This is a genomic window from Rhodoferax sp. WC2427 (assembly GCF_040822085.1).
Taxonomy (GTDB): Bacteria; Pseudomonadota; Gammaproteobacteria; order Burkholderiales; family Burkholderiaceae_C; genus Rhodoferax_B.
Genome location: NZ_CP162006.1, coordinates 3679880 through 3700066 on the forward strand (window position 1 = coordinate 3679880; position 20187 = coordinate 3700066).

General features: G+C 65.6%; 16 protein-coding genes. 10 read left to right on the top strand and 6 right to left on the bottom strand.

All coding sequences use genetic code 11. The features are described 5' to 3' along the window. Positions 1 to 46: 46 nt before the first annotated feature. Complete coding sequence (locus AB3G31_RS17115) at positions 47 to 1096, bottom strand: GlxA family transcriptional regulator (protein ID WP_367847274.1); 1050 nt, start codon at positions 1094 to 1096, stop codon at positions 47 to 49. Between the two features lie 61 nt (positions 1097 to 1157). Between AB3G31_RS17115 and AB3G31_RS17120 the strand changes: the two genes are divergently transcribed. The 3 genes from AB3G31_RS17120 to AB3G31_RS17130 all read left to right on the top strand — a co-directional run bounded on the left by AB3G31_RS17120 (position 1158) and on the right by AB3G31_RS17130 (position 3095). After that, entirely contained in the window at positions 1158 to 1901 is a 744-nt protein-coding gene (locus tag AB3G31_RS17120; protein ID WP_367847275.1) for an SDR family oxidoreductase, read from the top strand. 45 nt (positions 1902 to 1946) lie between these two features. Then, positions 1947 to 2486: a DUF924 family protein gene (locus AB3G31_RS17125; protein ID WP_367847276.1), complete on the top strand. Its 540-nt coding sequence runs from the start codon at positions 1947 to 1949 to the stop codon at positions 2484 to 2486. A 138-nt stretch (positions 2487 to 2624) separates the two neighbouring features. Then, positions 2625 to 3095, top strand: coding sequence for a TerB family tellurite resistance protein (locus AB3G31_RS17130; RefSeq protein ID WP_367847277.1), 471 nt, complete (start codon positions 2625 to 2627; stop codon positions 3093 to 3095). Positions 3096 to 3123: 28 nt separating this feature from the next. Here AB3G31_RS17130 and AB3G31_RS17135 read toward each other — a convergent pair whose 3' ends face one another. From AB3G31_RS17135 to AB3G31_RS17145, 3 genes are all read right to left on the bottom strand, one after another. Further along, a complete protein-coding gene (locus tag AB3G31_RS17135) occupies positions 3124 to 3555 on the bottom strand; it encodes an MAPEG family protein (RefSeq protein ID WP_367847278.1) in 432 nt (143 codons plus the stop codon). A 67-nt stretch (positions 3556 to 3622) separates the two neighbouring features. Then, entirely contained in the window at positions 3623 to 4453 is an 831-nt protein-coding gene (locus tag AB3G31_RS17140; RefSeq protein ID WP_367847279.1) for a class I SAM-dependent methyltransferase, read from the bottom strand. Between the two features lie 88 nt (positions 4454 to 4541). Next, complete coding sequence (locus tag AB3G31_RS17145; RefSeq protein ID WP_367847280.1) at positions 4542 to 5501, bottom strand: hypothetical protein; 960 nt, start codon at positions 5499 to 5501, stop codon at positions 4542 to 4544. Between the two features lie 133 nt (positions 5502 to 5634). Between AB3G31_RS17145 and AB3G31_RS17150 the strand changes: the two genes are divergently transcribed. The 3 genes from AB3G31_RS17150 to AB3G31_RS17160 all read left to right on the top strand — a co-directional run bounded on the left by AB3G31_RS17150 (position 5635) and on the right by AB3G31_RS17160 (position 9281). Next, positions 5635 to 6603, top strand: coding sequence for a cupin domain-containing protein (locus AB3G31_RS17150; protein WP_367847281.1), 969 nt, complete (start codon positions 5635 to 5637; stop codon positions 6601 to 6603). Positions 6604 to 6683: 80 nt separating this feature from the next. Then, a complete protein-coding gene (locus AB3G31_RS17155; protein WP_367847282.1) occupies positions 6684 to 7523 on the top strand; it encodes a peptidoglycan DD-metalloendopeptidase family protein in 840 nt (279 codons plus the stop codon). A 225-nt stretch (positions 7524 to 7748) separates the two neighbouring features. Continuing rightward, positions 7749 to 9281 (top strand): diguanylate cyclase, encoded by a 1533-nt coding sequence (locus AB3G31_RS17160; RefSeq protein WP_367847283.1) that lies wholly within the window; start codon positions 7749 to 7751, stop codon positions 9279 to 9281. Positions 9282 to 9377: 96 nt separating this feature from the next. Here the strand turns inward: AB3G31_RS17160 and polA are convergent, their stop codons facing one another. Both polA and AB3G31_RS17170 read right to left on the bottom strand, forming a co-directional pair. Next, a complete protein-coding gene (gene polA / locus AB3G31_RS17165; RefSeq protein ID WP_367847284.1) occupies positions 9378 to 12176 on the bottom strand; it encodes a DNA polymerase I in 2799 nt (932 codons plus the stop codon). 141 nt (positions 12177 to 12317) lie between these two features. Continuing rightward, positions 12318 to 13706, bottom strand: a complete 1389-nt coding sequence (locus AB3G31_RS17170) for an MFS transporter (RefSeq protein WP_367847285.1) — start codon at positions 13704 to 13706, stop codon at positions 12318 to 12320. Positions 13707 to 14040: 334 nt separating this feature from the next. Here AB3G31_RS17170 and AB3G31_RS17175 point away from each other — a divergent pair, with 334 nt between their 5' ends. The 4 genes from AB3G31_RS17175 to AB3G31_RS17190 all read left to right on the top strand — a co-directional run bounded on the left by AB3G31_RS17175 (position 14041) and on the right by AB3G31_RS17190 (position 20138). Next, positions 14041 to 14811 (top strand): IclR family transcriptional regulator C-terminal domain-containing protein, encoded by a 771-nt coding sequence (locus tag AB3G31_RS17175; RefSeq protein WP_367847286.1) that lies wholly within the window; start codon positions 14041 to 14043, stop codon positions 14809 to 14811. A gap of 203 nt (positions 14812 to 15014) precedes the next feature. After that, positions 15015 to 17312 (top strand): penicillin-binding protein 1A, encoded by a 2298-nt coding sequence (locus AB3G31_RS17180; protein ID WP_367847287.1) that lies wholly within the window; start codon positions 15015 to 15017, stop codon positions 17310 to 17312. 53 nt (positions 17313 to 17365) lie between these two features. Beyond that, a complete protein-coding gene (locus tag AB3G31_RS17185) occupies positions 17366 to 18889 on the top strand; it encodes a DUF1800 domain-containing protein (RefSeq protein ID WP_367847288.1) in 1524 nt (507 codons plus the stop codon). 64 nt (positions 18890 to 18953) lie between these two features. Beyond that, positions 18954 to 20138 carry a DUF1501 domain-containing protein gene (locus tag AB3G31_RS17190; protein WP_367847289.1) on the top strand — a complete coding sequence of 395 codons (1185 nt, stop codon included), beginning with the start codon at positions 18954 to 18956 and terminating at the stop codon, positions 20136 to 20138. The last annotated feature ends 49 nt before the right edge of the window (positions 20139 to 20187 follow it).

Consider the following 20187-nt stretch of genomic DNA (forward strand, 5'->3'; position numbering starts at 1 on the left):
GTCCGCAGAGTTGATGCAGATCAGATGCAGGTCAAGCGGTGGCGGATCAGGCTGCTGCGCCATCGCCGCGGGCAAACCGCCTGCGGTAGTCGCGCGGGGCCACGCCCAGGTGGCGCTGGAAGCTCACGCGCATGCGCTCTTCCATGCCAAAGCCGCAGCGGCTGGCGATCTGGTCCACGTTGTCGGTGGACTCTTCCAGCAGGCGGCGGGCGGCCTCCAGGCGCAGCACTTCCACCGCCTTGGCCGGGGTGCGCCCGGTTTTTTGCTTGTAGACGCGGGCAAAGTTGCGCGGGCTCATGCGGGCCTGCTCGGCCAGGCACTCCACCGTCAGGTCGGTGCGGGCCAGGTTCTCGCCCAGCCACAGGTGCAGGGCATCGAAGCTGTCCGCCCCCTGGGTTTGCGATTCCAGCAACACGCTGAACTGCGACTGCCCGCCAGGCCGCTTCAAAAACACCACCAGCTCCCGCGCCACCTCCATGGCCACCGTGTGGCCGCAATCGGCCTTGACCAGCGCCAGCGCCAGGTCGATGCCTGCGGTCACACCCGCCGATGTCCACACCGCCCCCTCGTGCACAAAGATGGCATCGCGGTCGATCTGCAGCGCCGGAAAGCGCTGCTGCAGCATGTCGCACATGGCCCAGTGGGTGGCGGTGCGCTTGCCGTCCAGCAGCCCGGCTGCCGCCAGCAAAAATGCCCCGCTGCACACCGACACCGTGCGCCGGGCGCTGCCTGCAGCCCGCCGCAGCCAATCCACCAGCGGGGCCGACCGGTCCAGCACCGCGCTGATGTGCGGCGAGCCCGGCACCACGATGGTGTCCACCGCCAAGCCAGCCAGGTCGGCCAGGGCCGTGGTGTGCAGCTCCAGCCCCTCGGCGCTGCGCACCAGCCCGCCGTGCAGGCTGGCGGTGCACGGCGCGTAGCCCGGCAGTCCGCGCGCCTCCATGGCTTTGGTGGCGGCCCAGAACACGGTTTGCGCACCGCTCAGGTCCAGCAGGCCCACCGCGTCAAAGGCCACAAACAGCACGCGGCGCACCGGTGGGTGCAGCGGCGGGCGCGGAGGAACAGCTGTTGGCAGTAATTCTGGGCTATTCGTCATTTACGACAGATTGTTCCACACCTACGATCGCCCCATGCAGAACCCCACAGAAAGAATTGCCATGAAAATCGTCGTTATCGGCGGCACCGGATTGATCGGTAGCCAAGTCGTCCAGCTGCTGCGCCAGCGCGGCCACGAGGCCATCGCCGCCTCGCCCGCCTCGGGCGTGAACACCCTCACCGGCGAGGGCCTGGCCCAGGCGCTGGCGGGCGCGCAGGTGGTGGTCGATGTAGCCAACTCCCCGTCGTTCGAAGACCAGCCGGTGATGGACTTCTTCACCACTTCCGGGCGCAACCTGCTGGCCGCCGAGGCGGCCGCGGGCGTGCTGCACCACGTGGCGCTGTCGGTGGTGGGCACCGAGCGGCTGCAGGGCAGCGGCTACTTCCGCGCCAAGCTGGCACAAGAGGCGCTGATCCGGGCCGCCCAGATCCCCTACACCATCGTGCGGGCCACGCAGTTCATGGAATTTCTGGGCGCCATTGCGCAGTCGGGCACCGAAGGCAGCACCGTGCGCCTGCCGCCCGCGCATCTGCAGCCCGTGGCCTCGGCCGACGTGGCCGCAGCGGTGGCCGACTGCGCGCTGGCCGCGCCGCTCAACGGCATGGTCGAAATTGCCGGGCCCGAGCGCGCCAGCATGGCCGCCCTGGTGCAGCGCTACCTGGCGGCCATCGGCGACCCGCGCACCGTGGTGGCCGATGCCCAGGCCCCGTACTTCGGTGTGGCGGTCAACGACCAGTCGCTCACCGCCAGCGACGGCGCACGCATCGGGGCTATCGGCATCCAGGAGTGGATGGCGCACAAGTAGGCAGCTGGCGCGCACCGGGCGGCGGCCTTCCCCGACAATCGCCCCATGCACGCCCAAGACATCCTCGACTTCTGGTTCACCGAACTCACGCCCCAGCAGCACTTCGCCAAAGACGCTGCGCTGGACGACCGCATCCGCCAGCGTTTTGCCGCCACCCTGGAGGCCGCCGCCCGCTGCGAGCTGTTTGCCTGGCGCGCCACGCCGCAGGGGCGGTTGGCAGAAATCCTGGTGCTCGACCAGTTCTCGCGCAACCTCTACCGCGACACGCCAAAGGCCTTTGCCCAGGACCCGCTGGCCCTGGCGCTGGCGCAAGAGCTGGTGGCCAGCGGACAGGACCGCAGCCTGCCCCTGGCCCAGCGGCCCTTTGCCTACATGCCGTACATGCACAGCGAGTCGCGGGCCATCCACATCGAATCGATGGCCTTGTTCACCCAGCTGGGGATCGCCGACAACCTGCGCTTTGCCAGCCGACACCAGGCCATCGTAGAGCGCTTTGGCCGCTATCCGCACCGCAACGCCGTGCTGGGGCGCAGCGCCAGCGCCGAGGAAGTGGCTTTTCTGGCCCAGCCCGGGTCGTCGTTTTGATTGCTATATTTTAAATAGCTGCTTACGCCCATAGATTAAGCGCAAACGGCCAATTCTTTATATATCTTCACCAAGGCACGGGGAACCAACGGCCGGGGCGCGGGGTCCATCTATTCCCGTAGTTTTACCCTCCTCCCCATGCTGCGTGCCCTGAAAGAGATTTTCGACGGACTGCTTGCCCAGTCCAGCGAGCCCTCGCCCGCCGAGCGCCAGAGCGCCGTGAACCTGGCCACCGCCGTGCTGCTGGTCGAGGTCATGCGCGCCGACCCCACCAAGACCGCCGTGGAGCGCCAGGCCGTGGTGCTCGCGCTGCAACAGCGCCTGAACCTGGACGGTGCAGCGCTGACGCAGCTCATGCGGCAGGCCGAACAATCCGCCGCCCGCGCCTACGACTACCACCGCTTCACCAGCGAACTCAACGCGCAATGCACGCATGCCCAGAAGATCCGGGTGGTGGAAGACATGTGGCAGGTGGCCTACGCCGACGGCCAGCTCGGCGCGGTGGAAAACAGCGTCATCAACCAGGTGGCCGGCCTGCTGTACGTGACCCACGGCGAATACATCGGCGCCAAGATGCGCGCCAAGGAAGCTGCGGGCCTGCTGCTGTAACGCATGAACCGCCCTGCAAGGCTTGCCACTACGCCACTCGCAGGTACGTGGCAACGATGGTTCCCACCAGCCAAAAATAGCAGACAAACTGCACGAAGAAGAAGGTAAAGCGCAGCGTAGCGACGGTGTTGGTATGCACGAAGCACACATGCACCAGCGACTGGAAAATCCGGGCAACCAGAACGACCGTTGCCAGGGTGTCCACCAGCGGGCTCTCCACGTGGCCCACGTAGAGCCCGAAAACAATCGCACCGAACACCGGAAGGTTCTCGATGCAGTTGGCGTGGGCCCGCGTCGCACGCCGATACCACGCGTCCCCCCCGGCGGCATCGGCCGGAAAATTCCGGATAGCCGTCCGGCCGCTCAGAATACGGCTCCAGCGGTACACCCCAATCGTGAACAGCAGCAACAGCGCCGTCCACGTGGCGAACCCCAGCAGCATCCATACTGGCACTGTCATACATCACCCTCCTGGTGCAGACTTGGCTTGGGGCCGGAGTACCCCCCAGCCGATGGCCAAGACAAGGTCAAAAGCCGTTGCCCTTACCCACGTGAACCGCCACCCGCAAATAGGTCGCTGGAATGCAGGTTGCGTCTTGGTGGGTGCTTTGGTTCTGGACCTGGAACAGGTCTTCCAGCTCGCGCTGCAAGTCGTCCGACTGGCCGGTTTTGGCTGCGGCATCGAAGGCGCCCATGGTCGGCCCATAGAACTTCCTGAACGTATCGACAACCGTGGACGGCGCATCGGGAAACTCAAAGGTGTAGGTCTGCTTTTGGCAGGAAATGCACTCCCTCGGGATGCCCGCGCCTGCAAAGCGTTCCATCACGTGGCTCTCTACCCCCCAGGCCATCGGGCTGACGAAGCCTGCTGGCGGCGGTGGCATGTAGCTGGCGCTGATTTTCAGGATCTGGGCCACCAGCGTCGGGTCGTTGGGAATCCAGTTGCCCATCACGATCCGGCCACCCGGCTTGCACACCCGCACCATTTCCCTGGCCACATCCAATGGCCTGGGCGCAAACATGGCACCAAAGATGCTCACCACCAGGTCAAAAGAGCTGTCGCTCAGCCCCTGGAGGTCGCACGCATCCCCCTCCTGGAAGCGGCAGTTTTTCAGGCCCTCTGCGTTGGCGCGCCGGTTCCCGGCCGCAACCAGGTTGGCGGCGATATCCACGCCCAGAACGTCCGCCCCGAGCCGGGCTTGCGGCAGAGCCGTCGTGCCGTCACCGCACCCCAGATCCAGCACCTTCAAGCCGGGGGTGATTCCCAATGTGTGGGCCAGCGACTCGCCACTCTTGCGCATGCCCTGGGCGATGCGGGTGAAGTCGCCTTTTTCCCATAGTTCCTTATTTGCATTCATTGCCGTTCTCCTGTTCTGGGTCTGGATACGCCCGTGCAACGGGCGATGGGGCCAGCGCGGCGGGTGCCTGCGCCGGTTTTTTGGCACGTCAATGCGCCGAGACGTGCTGCAGCACCGGTGCCAGCGCCTGCGCAATGCGTTCGCCCTGGGCGGGGGTGATGAGGCTGCCAAGCGTCTTGCCGAAGTGCGGCTCTTGCACACCCGACACGATGTACTGCCACCGGTACGCCTTGAGCAGGGCATCCTTCACCCGCGCCTGGTTGGCATCCGACAGCGTATGGCCACCGATGGCGGTGAAGTACGCCGCGTCGGCCGCCGACTGCATCTGCAGTATTGCGTCGACCGCGCCCACCAGTTCGATCAGGTCTGTCACCGCCTGGTCGCGCGCTTGCGGCGTGAGCTTGGCGTCCTCGCGGATCCATTCCAGCTCGTCCAGAATCGCGTGCTGGGACTCCTCTTTCCAGTGGAACAGGAAAACGTCTTTCCACAGCGCCGAGAGGTTCTCGTCCGCGTCGATGCTTTCGCGGTAGTGCTTCTGGGTGAACAGCTCGATGTGGCAGGTGAGTGCCAGCACCGACCAGGTTGATTTCCCGAGCACAAAGCCGGCCACGCCGTCCGGCTCAGGCACAAACGTGTAGCCGAAAGGCATGCCCGCGGCCATCATTTGCTCCAGGATACGAAACAGCTTTTGGTGCTTGAGCTCTTCATCGCTGAAGCGCACGAGCGCCTCCAGCGCGACCTGGTCGCCCAGCCAATGGTCGCGGCCAACCTCCAGCACTTTCGCGTTGATGAACCGCTCAACCAGCCCGAACAGGTTGGCGTAGGTGCGCCCCTGGATCTGGCTCAACAGGCGTTTGTCGGGTTCCGACAGGAAGTCGAGTTGGTCCAGCCGCGCAAGGCCGTCGGGCAGGAATTTCTTCGAAAAATCGAAGTCTCGCCCGCGTATCACGTCCTTGTCGATGTCCCAGCGGATGCGCTTGGAGGCCTCGATGGTTTTGGCGTACTGCGAGGGTCGCGCCACGGAAACAGTCTGCTCTGCGTCGTTCATGCTACTTACTCCTACATCAAAGTTCGGCGACAATTCGCCGTGGGATCAATGGTGTTCGCGAAGGGGGATGAAATCCTGTCCAACCGTCCGAGCTTCTTGACCAATCCTCTTTTCACGGCTTAAAGGAATTACCGTGGACGTGCTTTCGGATGTGCTGCACACCATTCGCATGCAAGGCGCGATATTTCTCAACGCAGAGTGCCATGAGCCCTGGTGCGTGGACGTTCCCCAGACCTCTGAATTGGCCCGGTTTCTCAAGCCGGGCGCGCGCAGTCTGGCGATTTGCCACACCGTTCTGGAAGGCAGCTGCTGGGTGCAATTGCCCGGCGGTGAGGCGGTCGCCCTGCATGCCGGCGATGTAGCCACCATGCCCCATGGGGACCCGCACCTGATCGGCAGCGGCCTGCACCACGCGCCCGTCAGCATCGACCATGTCGTCAAAATCAAGGAACCGCACCTGACGCCCATTCGGTACGGAGGCGAAGGCGACCGCACGGTGCTGATGTGCGGGTGGTTCGCCTACGAACAGGACATCCCCAACCCGCTGGTAGCCAGCTTGCCCAAGCTTTTCTGTTCGGCTGTGGGCAAGCGACCGTCCGGTCCGTGGATCGAGCAGTCGCTGCGGTACGCCGTCGGAGAAGCCGCCATCGGCCAGCCCGGGTCCGGGGCGATGGCGGCCAAAGTGGCCGAATCCCTGTTTGTGGAGACGCTCCGCGGCTATATCGAATCCCTGCCCCCACGGCACCTGGGCTGGCTGGCTGGCCTTCGCGATCCACAGGTTGGCAAATGCCTCAGCCTGATCCACACCCATCCGGCCAAAGACTGGTCGGTTGAGTCCCTGGCGGGGGAGGTGCACGTGTCGCGCAGCGTGCTGGCCCAACGGTTCAACGAACTGGTCGGCATGCCGCCCATCCAGTACCTCATCCGCTGGCGACTTGCCGTTGCTGCGCGACTCTTGCGCAGTGAGCGCATCAGCCTGGGCCGTGTCACCGAAGCCATTGGGTATGAATCGGAGGCCTCGTTCAGCCGGGCCTTCAAAAAAGAGTTTGGCGTGGCCCCCGGGCAATGGCGCAACGGGAAGGCGGCCGCGCTTTCCGGCTAAGGGCCCGCGCCGCACCCGCCTGCGGCTGGGGGGTATTGCAGGAGCGATACTGTGGAACCACTTTCTCGACCGTTATCCCCATGCCACTGCCGACCCGCCGCACCACCCTGCTCGCCACCCTGGGCCTGCTCGCCAACCGCCTGCATGCCGCCCCGCAAGCCCCCGCCGTGTGGCCGCACGAGCTGCAGGTGCCCGGCGGCGTGGCGCGGCTGTCGCTGGGGCCTGCGGCGGTGCGGCCCGTGGCGTTTGCCAACGAACTGCCCCTGCTGGTACTGGGCGATGCGATCGAGTGGACGGCCATCGTCGGCATCCCGCTGGCGGCGGCGCTGGGCCCGGCCCACATCGACCTGCAGTCCGATGGCGGCACCCGCCCGGTGCCCTACACGGTGGGGCCCAAACAGTACCGCGAGCAGCGGCTGAAGGTGGCCCCCGGCACGGTGGATTTGTCGCCCGAGGACGAGGCCCGCTACAACCGCGAGCACGCCCACCTGCAAACCGTGGTGGCCACGTTCAGCGAACCACCACCCTACGGTCTGCGCATGCGGGTCCCGGTGCCGGGGCGGCGCTCCAGTTCGTTCGGGCTGCGCCGGGTGTTCAACGGCCAGGCACGCAACCCGCACAGCGGCATGGACATCGCCGCCGCCACGGGCACGCCGGTGGTGGCACCGCTGCCGGGCCGGGTCATCGACACCGGCGACTACTTCTTCAACGGCAACACCGTCTGGCTGGACCATGGCGGCGGCCTGCTGGGCATGTTTTGCCACCTGAGCACCATTGCGGTGCAGGTGGGCGACGTGCTGCAGGCCGGCCAGCGCCTGGGGGCCGTGGGGGCCACGGGCCGGGTGACCGGGCCGCACCTGCACTGGTCGATCAGCCTGAACCGGGCCATGGTGGACCCGGCGCTGTTTGTGGAAAACTGAGTTTGCTACATTTTCAGTAGCTTCTCACGCTTATTCCATAAGCGCTAGAGCCCTATTTAATCCTGAATTCACCACCCGGCAGCCAGGTTACGGCTCTGGCCTGTTGCCTGGCCGCGAGACCGTAAAGCCTGCGTTTTTGCGCACCTGCAGGCCAATTTTCCAGCCCTGTACAGGTAGTCGCTGCTATGCTTTGTTACTTGCGTTTACACACTCTGGGCACACGCCATGTTTCGTTTTTCGGTTTTGCGCGCTGGCGCATGGCCACCGCTGGTTGCTGTAGCGGCTTTGGTCGCGGCGCAGGTTGTATTGGCCTGGCTGCCGCTGGCCTGGCCGGTGGTGGTGGTGCAAATGGCGCTGGTGGCGGGCTGGGTGGCCCTGGCAGGGTGCATGCGCAGCGCTGCCGTCCCCGAGGCCACGCCGGTGCTGGGCATAAGCGCCGAGCAAGCGCTGGAAGCCGCGCTGGACGTCCTGCCCGACAACAGCACCTTTGCCCTGTTTGACGCACAGGAGCGCCTGCTGCTGGTGAGCGCACGCACCCGCGCCCTGTACCCCCAGTCAGCGCCTTTCATGCTGCCGGGCGTGTCTTTTGAAGCCGTTCTGCGCCACACCGTTGCGCTCGGGGAAATGCCCGAATCCGAAGGCCAGGAGGCCTGGATCCAGCAGCGGCTGGCCGCCTTTCGCCTAACGGTACCGGTGCAGGTCCAGGAACTGCCCCAAGACCGCTGGATGCGCATCAGCCAGCGCCGCTTGCCGGATGGCAGCACCGTGGTGCTGCGGGCCGAGATTACCGACACCGTGCGCAAGGAACGGGCACTGGAACGGGCGCGGCAAGAGGCGCATGCAGCCCAGTCGCAGCTGTCGGAGGCGCTGGAGGCCATGCCCATTGGCATCGAGCTGTACGACGCGCACGACCGCCTGGTGTATTTCAACCGCAAGATGGGCGAGATGCGCCCTTGGTTCACGCTGGAGGAAGGCCGGGGCCTGACCCACGAGGCCCTGGTGCGCATCGGCCTGCGCCAGGGCTTTCCGCAGGAGGCCATGGGCCGCGAAGATGAGTGGATGGCGACCCACCTGGCCGCGCGCGGCAACCGCGCCATGCCCGAGGTGCGCTCCTACCCCATCGGCGTGTGGATGCACGCCTACGAGTCGCGTACGCCGTCGGGCTACATCGTGGCGGTGCGGCTGGACATCACCGAAATGGTGCTGCAACGCCAGGCGCTGGAGCAGGCCAACCATCGCCTGGCCCAGCTGTCGGCCACCGACGGGCTGACCGGCATCGGCAACCGGCGGCATTTTGACGCGGTGCTGGCCACCGAATGGCTGCGCGGTGCCCGCCAGCAGGAGCCACTGGCCCTGCTGATGATCGACATCGACCACTTCAAGCTCTACAACGACCACTACGGCCATCTGGCGGGCGATGCCTGCCTGCGCCGCGTGGCCCAGCTGCTGACCACCTGCGTGCGCCGCGCGGGTGAGCTGGTGGCGCGCTACGGCGGCGAAGAATTTGTGCTGCTGCTGCCCGGCACCGACCAGGACCACGCCCGCATGGTCGCCCAGCACTGCATGGACGCGCTGGGCCAGGAGCGCATTCCGCACGCGGGCTCCCCCACCGCCGACCATGTGACGCTGAGCATCGGCATCGCCCACACCGTGCCGCACGCCGACCGCAAGGCCGACACCCTGGTGGACGCCGCCGACAGCGCGCTGTACCGGGCCAAGAACGCCGGGCGCCAGCAGTTTGAAGTGAGCCGACTTTAGGCACCCGCCCCCGCTCCGAGGATTTAAGCCTTTTAGGCCGCTAGCGCTTATTCCATCAGCGTAAGCAGCTACTCATTCAGTAGCAAGCGATGCGCCTCAGTGGGCTTTGTCCCAGTTGGGGCCCACGCCCACTTCGGCCAATAGCGGCACTTTGAGCGCGGCCACACCGGCCATCAGCCGCGGGATCTCGACCCGGACCCAGTCCACCTCGGCCTCGGGCACTTCAAACACCAGTTCATCGTGCACCTGCATGATCATCTTGGTGGCGCGCTGCTCGGAATCCAGCGCCTTTTGCACCGCCACCATGCTGAGCTTGATCAGGTCGGCGGCCGTGCCCTGCATGGGGGCGTTGATGGCGGCGCGCTCCAGGCCCGCCAGCACCGCGCCCTTGGCGCTCTGGATGTTGGCCAGTTGCAGGCGCCGGCCAAACACGGTTTCCACGTAGCCCTGCTGCTTGGCCAGTGCGCGGGTGTCTTCCATGTAGGTTTTGACACCCGGGTAGCGGTCGAAGTAGCGGGCGATGTAGTTCTTGGCGGCGGTGTTGTCGATGCCCAGGTTCTTGGCCAGGCCGTAGGCGCTCATGCCGTAGATCAGGCCAAAGTTGATCACCTTGGCGTAGCGGCGCTGCTCGCTGGTGACCTGCTCCACCGTGACACCAAACACCTCGGCCGCCGTGGCGCGGTGCACGTCCAGCCCGTCGGTAAAGGCGCGCAGCAGGGCGGCGTCGCCACTGATGTGGGCCATGATGCGCAGCTCGATCTGCGAGTAGTCGGCGCTGGCGATCACGTTGCCGGGTGCGGCCACAAAGGCCTCGCGCACGCGGCGGCCCTCGGGGGTGCGCACGGGGATGTTTTGCAAGTTGGGGTCGTTGCTGCTGAGCCGCCCGGTGACGGCCACGGCCTGGGCGTAGTGGGTGTGCACGCGGCCGCTGCGCGGCAGGATCAGCAGGGCCAGCTTGTCGGTGTAGGTGCCTTTGAGCTTGGACAGGCTGCGGTGCTCCAGCAGCTTGGCGGGCAGGGGGTAGTCCTCGGCCAGCTTTTCCAGCACCTCTTCGTCGGTGCTGCGCGCGCCGGTGGCGGTTTTCTTGACCACCGGCATGCCCAGTTTGTCGAAGAAGATTTCGCCCAGCTGCTTGGGGCTGCTGAGGTTGAAGGGCTGGCCCGCAATCTCGTAGGCCTCGTTTTCCAGTTGCACGATGCGCTGGCCCAGGGCGTGGCTCTGGCTGGCCAGGGTGGCCGCGTCGATCAGCACGCCGTTGCGTTCGATGCGGTAGAGCGCCTCGCTGCTGTCGATCTCCAGCTGGTAGATGAAGGCCAGGGCGGGCACCGCCTGCAGCTGCGGCCAGAGCACGCGGTGCACCGCCAGGGTCATGTCGGCGTCTTCGCAGGCGTACTCCGAGGCTTTTTCCACATCCACCTGGTTGATGGTGAGCTGGTGCACGCCCTTGCCGCACAGGTCTTCAAAGCTGATGCCGCTGCGGCCCAGGTGGCGCTCGGCCAGGCTGCTCAGGCCGTGGGGCTTGTGCACTTCCAGCACATAGCTTTGCAGCATGGTGTCGTGGGCGTAGCCCTGCACTTCGATGCCGTGGTTGGCGAACACATGGCGGTCGTATTTGATGTTCTGGCCCAGTTTCAACATGGCCGGGTTTTCCAGCCAGGGCTTGAGCCGGGCCAGCACCTCGTCACGCGGCAACTGGGTGGGCGCGTCGGGGTAGTTATGGCCGACCGGGATGTAGGCGGCCTCGCCCGGGGTCACGCACACGCTGATGCCGACAATCTCGGCCACCATCTCGTCGATGGAGTTGGTCTCGGTGTCCAGCGCCACCAGCTCGGCGGTTTGCAGCGTGGCCAGCCAGGCGTCGAAGGCCTCCCAGGTCAGGATGGTTTCAAAGCCCGGGGTGCGTGCGGGCGCGACAGGGGTGGCAGCGCCAGGTTCGTCGAACAGGCCGGGCTCGGACGGCTTGGCCTTGGGCGTCTTCTCCGCCGTGGGGGCAGGTTCTGCGGCGGCGGCGCTGTCCAGGTTGCGGGCCAGGCCCTTGAAGCCAAACTTTTCGTAAAAAGCCTTCAAAGAGTCCGTATCTTGGGCGGTATAAGCTATTGAATCCATAGCAGGCAGGCCGTCGATGTAGCCCGACAGCTCGCAGTCGGTCTTGATGGTGACCAGGCGGCGGCCCTGCGGCAGCCAGTCCACCGCGTTGCGCAGGTTTTCCCCGGCCACGCCCTTGATCTCGGTGGCGCGCTCCATCAGCGCGTCCAGGCTGCCGTATTCCATCAGCCACTTGGCGGCGGTTTTGGGGCCGACCTTGGGCACGCCGGGCACGTTGTCCACGGTGTCGCCCACCAGGGTCTGGTAGTCAACCATCAGGCTGGGGGGTACGCCGAATTCCTCGGTCACCCCGGCCACGTCGCGGCGCTTGCCGTTCATGGTGTCGATGATGGTCACGTGTTGGTTGACCAGTTGGCTCAGGTCCTTGTCGCCACTGGACACCACCACCTCAATGCCCTGGTCGCCAGCCAGCCGGGCCAGCGTGCCGATCACGTCGTCGGCCTCCACCCCCGGCACGGCCACCACCGGCCAGCCCATCAGGCGGATGACCTCGTGCACCGGCTCGATCTGCGTGCGCAGGTCATCGGGCATGGGGCTGCGGGTGGCCTTGTAGGCGGGATACCACTCGTCACGGAAGGTGGGGCCTTTGGCGTCGAACACGCACACCGCGTAGTCGGCCCGCACCTCTTTGCGCAGGCTGTTCATCATGTTGATGATGATGCGGATGGCACCGGTTTTTTGCACCGTGCCATCGGGCAAGGTGGTGCTCATGGTTTCACCACCGGCAAAAAAGGCACGGTACAGGTAGCTGGAGCCGTCGACCAGCAGCAGGGTTTTTTGGGTTGTCATGGGGGCATTTTGCCTGCGGGCCGCCCAGGCCTGCCCGCAGAAAAAATAGGGGTCAGATTCCAATTAATTTAATTGGAATCTGACCCCTATTCATCTCGCTACAAAAAAACCCCAGGAGCACCGCCCCTGGGGTGTTAGCTTTTACGACGCTGCCATCAGCTTTTCGCGCGCTTCGTCGTAGGCACGCTTGGGCACCGGCACGGCGTTGGGGTTGCCCAGATCCACCATGTGGATGCGGTAGGTTTCGCGGGCGGTAAAGGCTGCGATGGCAGCCACCACCGTGACACCCAGGGTGATGCAGCCCACGGTGAAGGGGATATCCATCGCGCCGGGAGGTGCCACATAGGTGAACAGCGCTGGCAGCATGGCGGTGACTAGCGTGCCCAGGTTCTGCGAGATGGCCATGCCCGAGACCCGGGTGCGGGTGGGGAACATTTCAGGGTAGAAGCTGGGGAAAATGGCGTTGTAGCCCTGGTACACGACACCCCACATCAGAATCGACATGCAAATCGCCAGCGGTACGCTGTGGATGCTGATGGCGTACAGGTAGACGAAGGACAGCAGGCCCGAAACAACGGAGCCAATGATGATGGGCGGCTTGCGGCCGATCTTGTCCGACAGATTGCCCACAAACGGGATCACCAGCACCGCGACGATATTGCCCAGCACGGGAATCCACAGGTAGATGTCTTTCTCGAAGCCGATGCCGTAGCCGGGCTGCACCGCGTAGGCTGCGCCGAAGATGGTGGTGACCACCGGGATCACGTTCATCAGCGAGCAGCACATCACCCGCAGCATGTCGCGCCAGCTCTCGGTCACGGCCTGCACAAACGGAGCCTTGGGCACATGGCCTTCGATGGTTTCTTCGGTGAAGGCCGGGGTTTCGTCGACTTCACGGCGGATGATGTAGCCCGCCACGATGACCAAAAAGCTCAAGATGAACGGAATGCGCCAGCCCCAGCTGTTGAACTGCTCGGCGGGCATGAAATGCGCCAGGGGCAGGAACACGGCGGCCGCCAAAATCTGCCCGGCCTGCACGCCTTGCAGGGTGAAGCTGGCGAAGAAGCCGCGCCGCCCGAAAGGGGCGTGCTCCAGAATCATCGAGCTGGCCCCGGAGATCTCGCCGGCCACCGCAAAGCCCTGGATCAGGCGCAGCACCACCAGCAGCGCGGGGGCCCACAGGCCGACCTGGTCATAGGTGGGCAGCAGGCCCACGGCCACGGTCGAAAAGCCCATCAGGAACATGCACAGGATCAGCACCTTCTTGCGGCCCTGGGTGTCGCCCCAGTGGCCCAGGAAAAACGCGCCGATGGGCCGCGCCACATAGCCCACGCCATAGGTGGCCAACGACGCGATGATGGCCGTCTTGGGGTCGCCCTTGGGGAAGAAAATCTGCGGAAAGATCAACGCCGCCGCGGTGGCGTAGATAAAAAAGTCGTAGTACTCCAGCGCCGAGCCGATCCAGCCGCTGGCCGTGGCCTTGCGGGACTGCTCCTTGTGGTGCGCTGCGCCATGCAGGGTATTTGCCATGCTTGTCTCCTTTGTTGTGTGATCGGCCGTCTGCAAAAAAGGAATGCAAGACCAAACCGGGTACTGAACATACCGAACCACCGGGTCTACGTTGCCATCGGTGTTGCGGCCTCACGGCTTTGGGTGGGCCGCAATGAAAATGTAGCGATGGGCGGGGGTAAGCACCATACCGTTTCCCCCAGAAGCGGTCGATGATCGATCGCAGTCGTACACTGTGCGATCAAACTTCGGGTAAGTCCTAGGCCCTGGCGGCCAGGGCATACGCCATCTGCAGCACCGTTTTTGCCATGCCATCGCCCCTCCATCCGCCTTGCCGACACACCCCGTACCCCGCATGACTGAGCCCCCCAGCATCGACCGCAAACTGCTCATTGAAGGCCTGGGCAAAGGCCTGCGGGTGATCGAGGCGTTTTCAGACGACCGCCCCCGCATGACCGCCACCGAGGCGGGCGCGCATACCGGACTGACGCGCACCGCCGCCCGCCGCTACCTGCTCAGCCTGGTGCATTTTGGCTACGCGGCCACCGACGGCAAGCACTACTGGCTGCTGCCCCGCGTGCTGCGCCTGGGCCAGGCCTTTCTGGACGGTGCGCGCATTCCGCGGCTGGTGCAGCCCTACATCCAGCGGGCGTCCCTCCAGTGCGGCGAGACCTTCAACGTAGGCTCGCTGGACGGCCACGAAGTGGTCTACCTGGCGCGCAGCAATTCTTCGCGCATCATCTCCATCGGCCACCCGCCCGGTGCGCGCCTGCCCGCCCACGTGGTGGCGCAGGGCTTCATTTTGTTGTCGACCCTGGACGACGCAGCCCTGGATGCCTGGATCGCCGAGCATGACTTTGCGGGCTTCACCGGCTCGACGGTGATCGACCCCACCGCCTTCCGCGCCAGTGTGGTGGCCGCCCGCTCGGTGGACTACTGGCACGCCGACCAGTACCTCGACTTCGGCCTCAGCGGCCTGGCCGTGGCCCTGAAAGACCGCAAAGGCCGCTGCCAGTACGCCCTGAGCGTCACTGTGCAGCGCCAGATGTACCCCGGCGGGCAAATGGTGGCCAAGTTGCTGCCGATCCTGCGCGAAGTGGCGGAGGCGCTGCGGCCGGTGCTGTGAAGCAGTTACAAGTCTTTTAGGCACCCTGCGCTTATCCAATCAGCGTAAGCAGCTACTAATTAAATAGCAAATCAACTTCACACTCTCTTCACAACCCGCCTTTAAGCTGCGCGGACAAGCCTTTTGGCATCTGGTCCATAATTTGACCGCCTTCCCCATTCCCCAGCCAGCGCCCCGATCGGGTGCTGCGCGCCACAGGTTCCATGACCCTACACACCTCTTTTCCCCCTTCCCCCCACCGCCAATCCGGCAGCGTTTTGATGGCGATCCTGTGGGTCGGCCTGGGCCTGGGCCTGGTGGGCGGCCTGCTCATCGCCATCGCGGCGGCCTGGTACTACCCCAGCCTGCCCGATCTGGACAAGGTGACCCGCTACCAGCCCCAGCAGGCCATGCAGGTCTACACCAGCGACGGGGTGGAGATTGCGCAATTTGGCGCCGAGCGGCGCGCCTTCCTGCCCATCGACCAGATCCCCAAGCTGATGCAGGACGCGGTACTGGCCATTGAAGACGCACGCTTTCGCGAGCACAGCGGCATCGACCCCATTGGCGTGCTGCGGGCGGTGGTGTCCAACCTGACCGGGGGCCGCCGCCAGGGCGCCTCTACCATCACCCAGCAGGTGGCGCGCAACTTTTTCCTGAGCAACCGCAAGACGGCCGAGCGCAAGCTCAAGGAGGCCATGCTGGCGCTGAAGATCGAGAAATCGCTCACCAAGGACCAGATTCTGGAGCTCTACATGAACCAGATCTACCTGGGCCACCGCGCCTACGGCTTTGGTGCGGCGGCGCAGGTGTACTTTGGCAAGCCGCTGGACCAGTTGTCGATTGCCGAAATGGCCATGCTGGCCGGGCTGCCGCAGAACCCGGCGTACGCCAACCCCATCACCAACCTGGAGCGCGCCACCCGCCGCCAGCAGCTGGTGCTGGGCCGCATGCGCACCGTGGAGGCCATCACCGAGGCCCAATTCGCCACCGCCATGGCGCAAAAACTGGTGATCCGATCGCCGCTGCAGGTGCCGGTACACGCCGAATATGTGGCCGAAATGGCCCGCCAGGTGGTGTTTGAGCGCTACGGCCAGGACGCCTATTCGCAGGGTTTCAAAGTCACCACCGCGCTGGTTTCCACCGACCAGCAGGCCGCCTACGCCGCCCTGCGCCGCGGCGTGCTGGCGTTTGACCGCAAGCTGCCCTACCGCGGACCTGAAGAATTTGAAGAACTGCCCAACGATGCCGCAGAAGAAGATGCCGCCGCCGCCCTGGCCCTGAAAGACTACAGCGATGACGAAGACCTGCGCGTGGCCATCGTGCTGCTGGCCAGCCCGCAGGCCGTGGTAGCCCGCCTGGCCACCGGCGAGACGCTGCAGCTCAAGGGAGAGGGCCTACGCTGGGCCCAGGCCGCCCTAGGTCCCAAGGCCATTGCGCCATTGGCCATCAAGCGCGGGGCCATCATCCGCGTGCAAGACCTGGGGGGCAAAACCGGCTGGGCGATTTCGCAGTGGCCCGAGGTGCAAAGCGCCCTGGTGGCGCTGACCCCGAACACGGGCCGGGTGCGGGCACTGGTGGGTGGCTTTGACTTTTCCGACCAGCAGTTCAACCACGTTACCCAGGGCTGGCGGCAGCCGGGCTCCAGCTTCAAGCCGTTTTTGTACTCGGCCGCCATCGACAAGGGCGTGATGCCGTCCACCGTGGTCAACGATGGCCCGCTGGACTTGCCCGGGGTGAACGGTGGCCCGGGCTGGAGCCCGCAGAACGACGACGGCCAGTTCCTCGGGGCCATCCCGCTGCGCACCGCCCTGGCCAAGTCACGCAACCTGGTCAGCGTGCGGCTGGTGCAGATGCTGGGCGTGCAGCCCGCACGCGAATGGGCGGCCCGGTTTGGTTTTGACATCGACAAACAGCCCGATAACCTGACCCTGGCGCTGGGCGCGGGCAGCACCACACCACTGCAACTGGCCTCGGCCTATGGCGTATTTGCCAATGGCGGCCACGTGCTGCCGCCGGTGGTGATCGAGCGCATCACCGACGCGCAGGGCAAGGTGCTGTTCGAAGCCCCGCCGCCCCCGGTGCTGGCAGATATGGAGCCCACCGTCCCCGAGCGCAACCTGTTCATCACCAGCAGCCTGCTGCAAACCGTGACCAGCAGCGGCACCGCCGCGAAGGCGCAAGCCACGCTCAAGCGCCCCGACCTGTACGGCAAAACCGGCACCACCAACGACTCGGTAGATGCCTGGTTTGCCGGTTTCCAGCCCGGCCTGGTGGCCGTGGTGTGGACCGGCTACGACAAGCCGCGCAGCATGGGCCGCGAATCCGGCAGCAGCGTATCCTTGCCCATCTGGATCGACTACATGGGCCGCGCCCTCAAGGGGGTACCGGTGGCCCCCTTCGCGCCGCCGTCCAGCGTGATGCGCGACGCGCTGGACGACTGGACCTACTCCGACCCGCCCGAGAACGGCGAGCTGATCCGCCTGGGCTTTGACGAGCCCGCCCCGGAACCCGCCAAGTAAAGTTGGTCATCGCCCAGCCCGTGGCGACCGTTGCACAAAAAAGGAAGCGCTCCATGATCCGCACCCCCACGGTCCTCCTGCTGTGTGCCCTGCTGGGTGCCTGCGCCACACCGCCCCCTGCAGCCAACCGCCCCGGCCCCGTGGCCGCCTACCAGCTCAGCAACCGCCTGACCTGGGGAGCCACCGGCGCCACGCTGGACCAGGCCGAACGCCTGGGCCTGGGCCCTTACCTGGCCCAGCAGCTGCACCCCGGCCCGGCCACCCTGCCCGTGGCGGTGCAGCAGCAGATCGATGCCTTGGCCATCAGCCAGACCCCGGTGGTGGCCTTGGCGCAAGACATGGAAAAACTCCGGCTGGAGGCCAACGCCACATTCGCCGTGGATGCCGACAAAAAGGCCGCCCAGCAGGCCTACCAGCAGGCGCTGAACCGCCTGGGCCGCGAGGCCGCCACCCGGCACCTGCTGCGCGCGCTGTACTCCAGCAACCAGGTGCAGGAGCAAATGACCTGGTTCTGGCTGAACCACTTCAACGTACACCAGTACAAGAGCGATCTGCGCGCCCTGGTGGGCGACTACGAAGACACCGCCCTGCGCCCGCACGCCCTGGGCAAGTTCCGTACCCTGCTGGGTGCGGTAGCCCACCATTCGGCCATGCTGCGCTACCTGGACAATGCGCAAAACGCCGCCAACCGTATCAACGAAAACTACGCCCGCGAGCTGATGGAACTGCACACCCTGGGCCTGGGCGCAGGCTACACCCAGCAGGACGTGCAAGAGATGGCCCGCGTGCTCACCGGAGTGGGCGTGAACCTCGGACCCGACAACCCCCAGGTCCGCAAAGAGCTGCAAGCCGACTACGTACGCAAAGGCCTGTTTGAGTTCAACCCGAACCGGCACGACTACGGCCCCAAAACCCTGCTGGGCCAGCCCATCCGCAGCCGGGGCCTGGCCGAGCTGGACGAAGCCCTGGACCGGCTGGCCCGGCACCCGGCCACCGCCCACTTCATCAGCCGCAAGCTGGCCCAGTACTGGCTCAGCGACAACCCACCGCCCGCGCTGGTGGAGCGCATGGCGCAAAGCTTTCTGAAGAGCGACGGCGACATTGCCGCCACCTTGCAAACCCTGCTGTCGTCCACCGAGTACGCGCAGGGCGCGGGGCAGAAGTTCAAAGATCCCGTGCACTATGTCGTGTCGGCCGTGCGCCTGGCTTACGACGACAAACCCATCCTCAACGTCGGCCCCATGCTGAACTGGCTCAACCGCATGGGCCAGCCCCTGTATGGCCGCCAAACCCCAGACGGCTACGCGCTGGACGCAGCAGCATGGTCCAGCCCGGGCCAGATGGCCACGCGGTTTGAAATTGCCAAGGCCATCGGCTCGGGCAACGCCGGGCTGTTCAAGACCGACGGCCCGCAGCCGCTGGAAAAACCCGCTTTTCCCCAACTGGCCAACGCCCTGTACTACCGCGCACTGGGCCAGACCTTGGGGCCGAATACCCAGCAAGCCCTGGCCCAGGCCACCTCGGCGCAGGAATGGAACAGCTTCCTTCTGTCGTCGCCTGAACTCATGCACCGCTAACTTTCATGGACTCGGGTGCAACGCACTCCAAGCCATGAAAGTTGTTTCACCTTAAGGACGCTCCATGCAACGCCGCCACCTGCTCCAGTCGCTGTCTGCCCTGCCTTTGCTCAGCGCGGGGCAGCTGTTCGCCGCACCCGCAGCCCAGTCCCGTTTGCTGTTTGTCTTTCTGCGCGGGGCCTACGACGCGGCCAATCTGCTGGTGCCGACCTCCAGCGACTTCTACTACGCGTCGCGCCCCGACATCGCCGTGCCCCGCCCCGGTGCCGACCTGAACACCGCCATTGCACTGAACGCCGACTGGGGCCTGCACCCGGCGCTGCGCGACACGGTGTACCCGCTGTGGCAAAAGGGCGAGGCCAGCTTCATCCCTTTCGCGGGCACCGACGACGTGTCGCGCAGCCACTTCGAGACGCAGGACAGCATCGAGCTGGGCCAGCCGCTGACGGGCCAGAAGAACTACCGCTCCGGCTTCATGAACCGCCTGGCCGCGGTCATCAACGGGGCTGAGCCCATGGCTTTCACCGACAGCCTGCCGCTGGTGATGCAGGGCAGCGTACAGGTGCCCAACACCGCGCTCAAATCGATTGCCAAACCAGCGGTGGACGCGCGGCAGACGGCCATCATTGCCGCCATGTACAAAGACAGCGACTTGTCCAGCCGCGTCACCGACGGCTTTGCCGTGCGCGACGAGGTCGCCCGCGAACTCAGCACCGAGATGCAGGCCGCCAGCCGCGGCGCGATCAACGCCAAAGGCTTCGAGCTGGAAGCCCAGCGCATCGCCCGCCTGATGAAAGAGCGCTACAACCTGGGCTTTGTGGACGTGGGCGGCTGGGACACCCACGTCAACCAGGGCGGTGCCAGCGGCTACCTGGCCTCGCGCCTGGAAGAGCTGGGCCGCGGCCTGGCCACCTTTGCGCAAGAGATGGGCCCTGCCGCCTGGCGCAACACCACCGTGGTGGTGGCCAGCGAATTTGGCCGCACCTTCCGGCAAAACGGCAACCGCGGCACCGACCACGGCCACGGCTCGGTCTACTGGGTGCTGGGCGGCGGCCTGCGCAACGCCCAGGTGGCGGGCGAGCAGGTGCGCGTGGAGCAAGCCACCCTGTTCCAGAACCGCGACTACCCGGTGCTCAACGAGTACCGCGCCGTGCTGGCCGGGCTGTTTTCCCGCCAATTTGGGCTGAACAGCAAACAACTGGAGCAGGTGTTTGCCGGGGTCACGCCACGCGATCTGGGGCTGGTGTGAGCCTGTGTCGGTTACAGGCAAGTTTGTGGTGCCGCATAGAAAGTAGCCG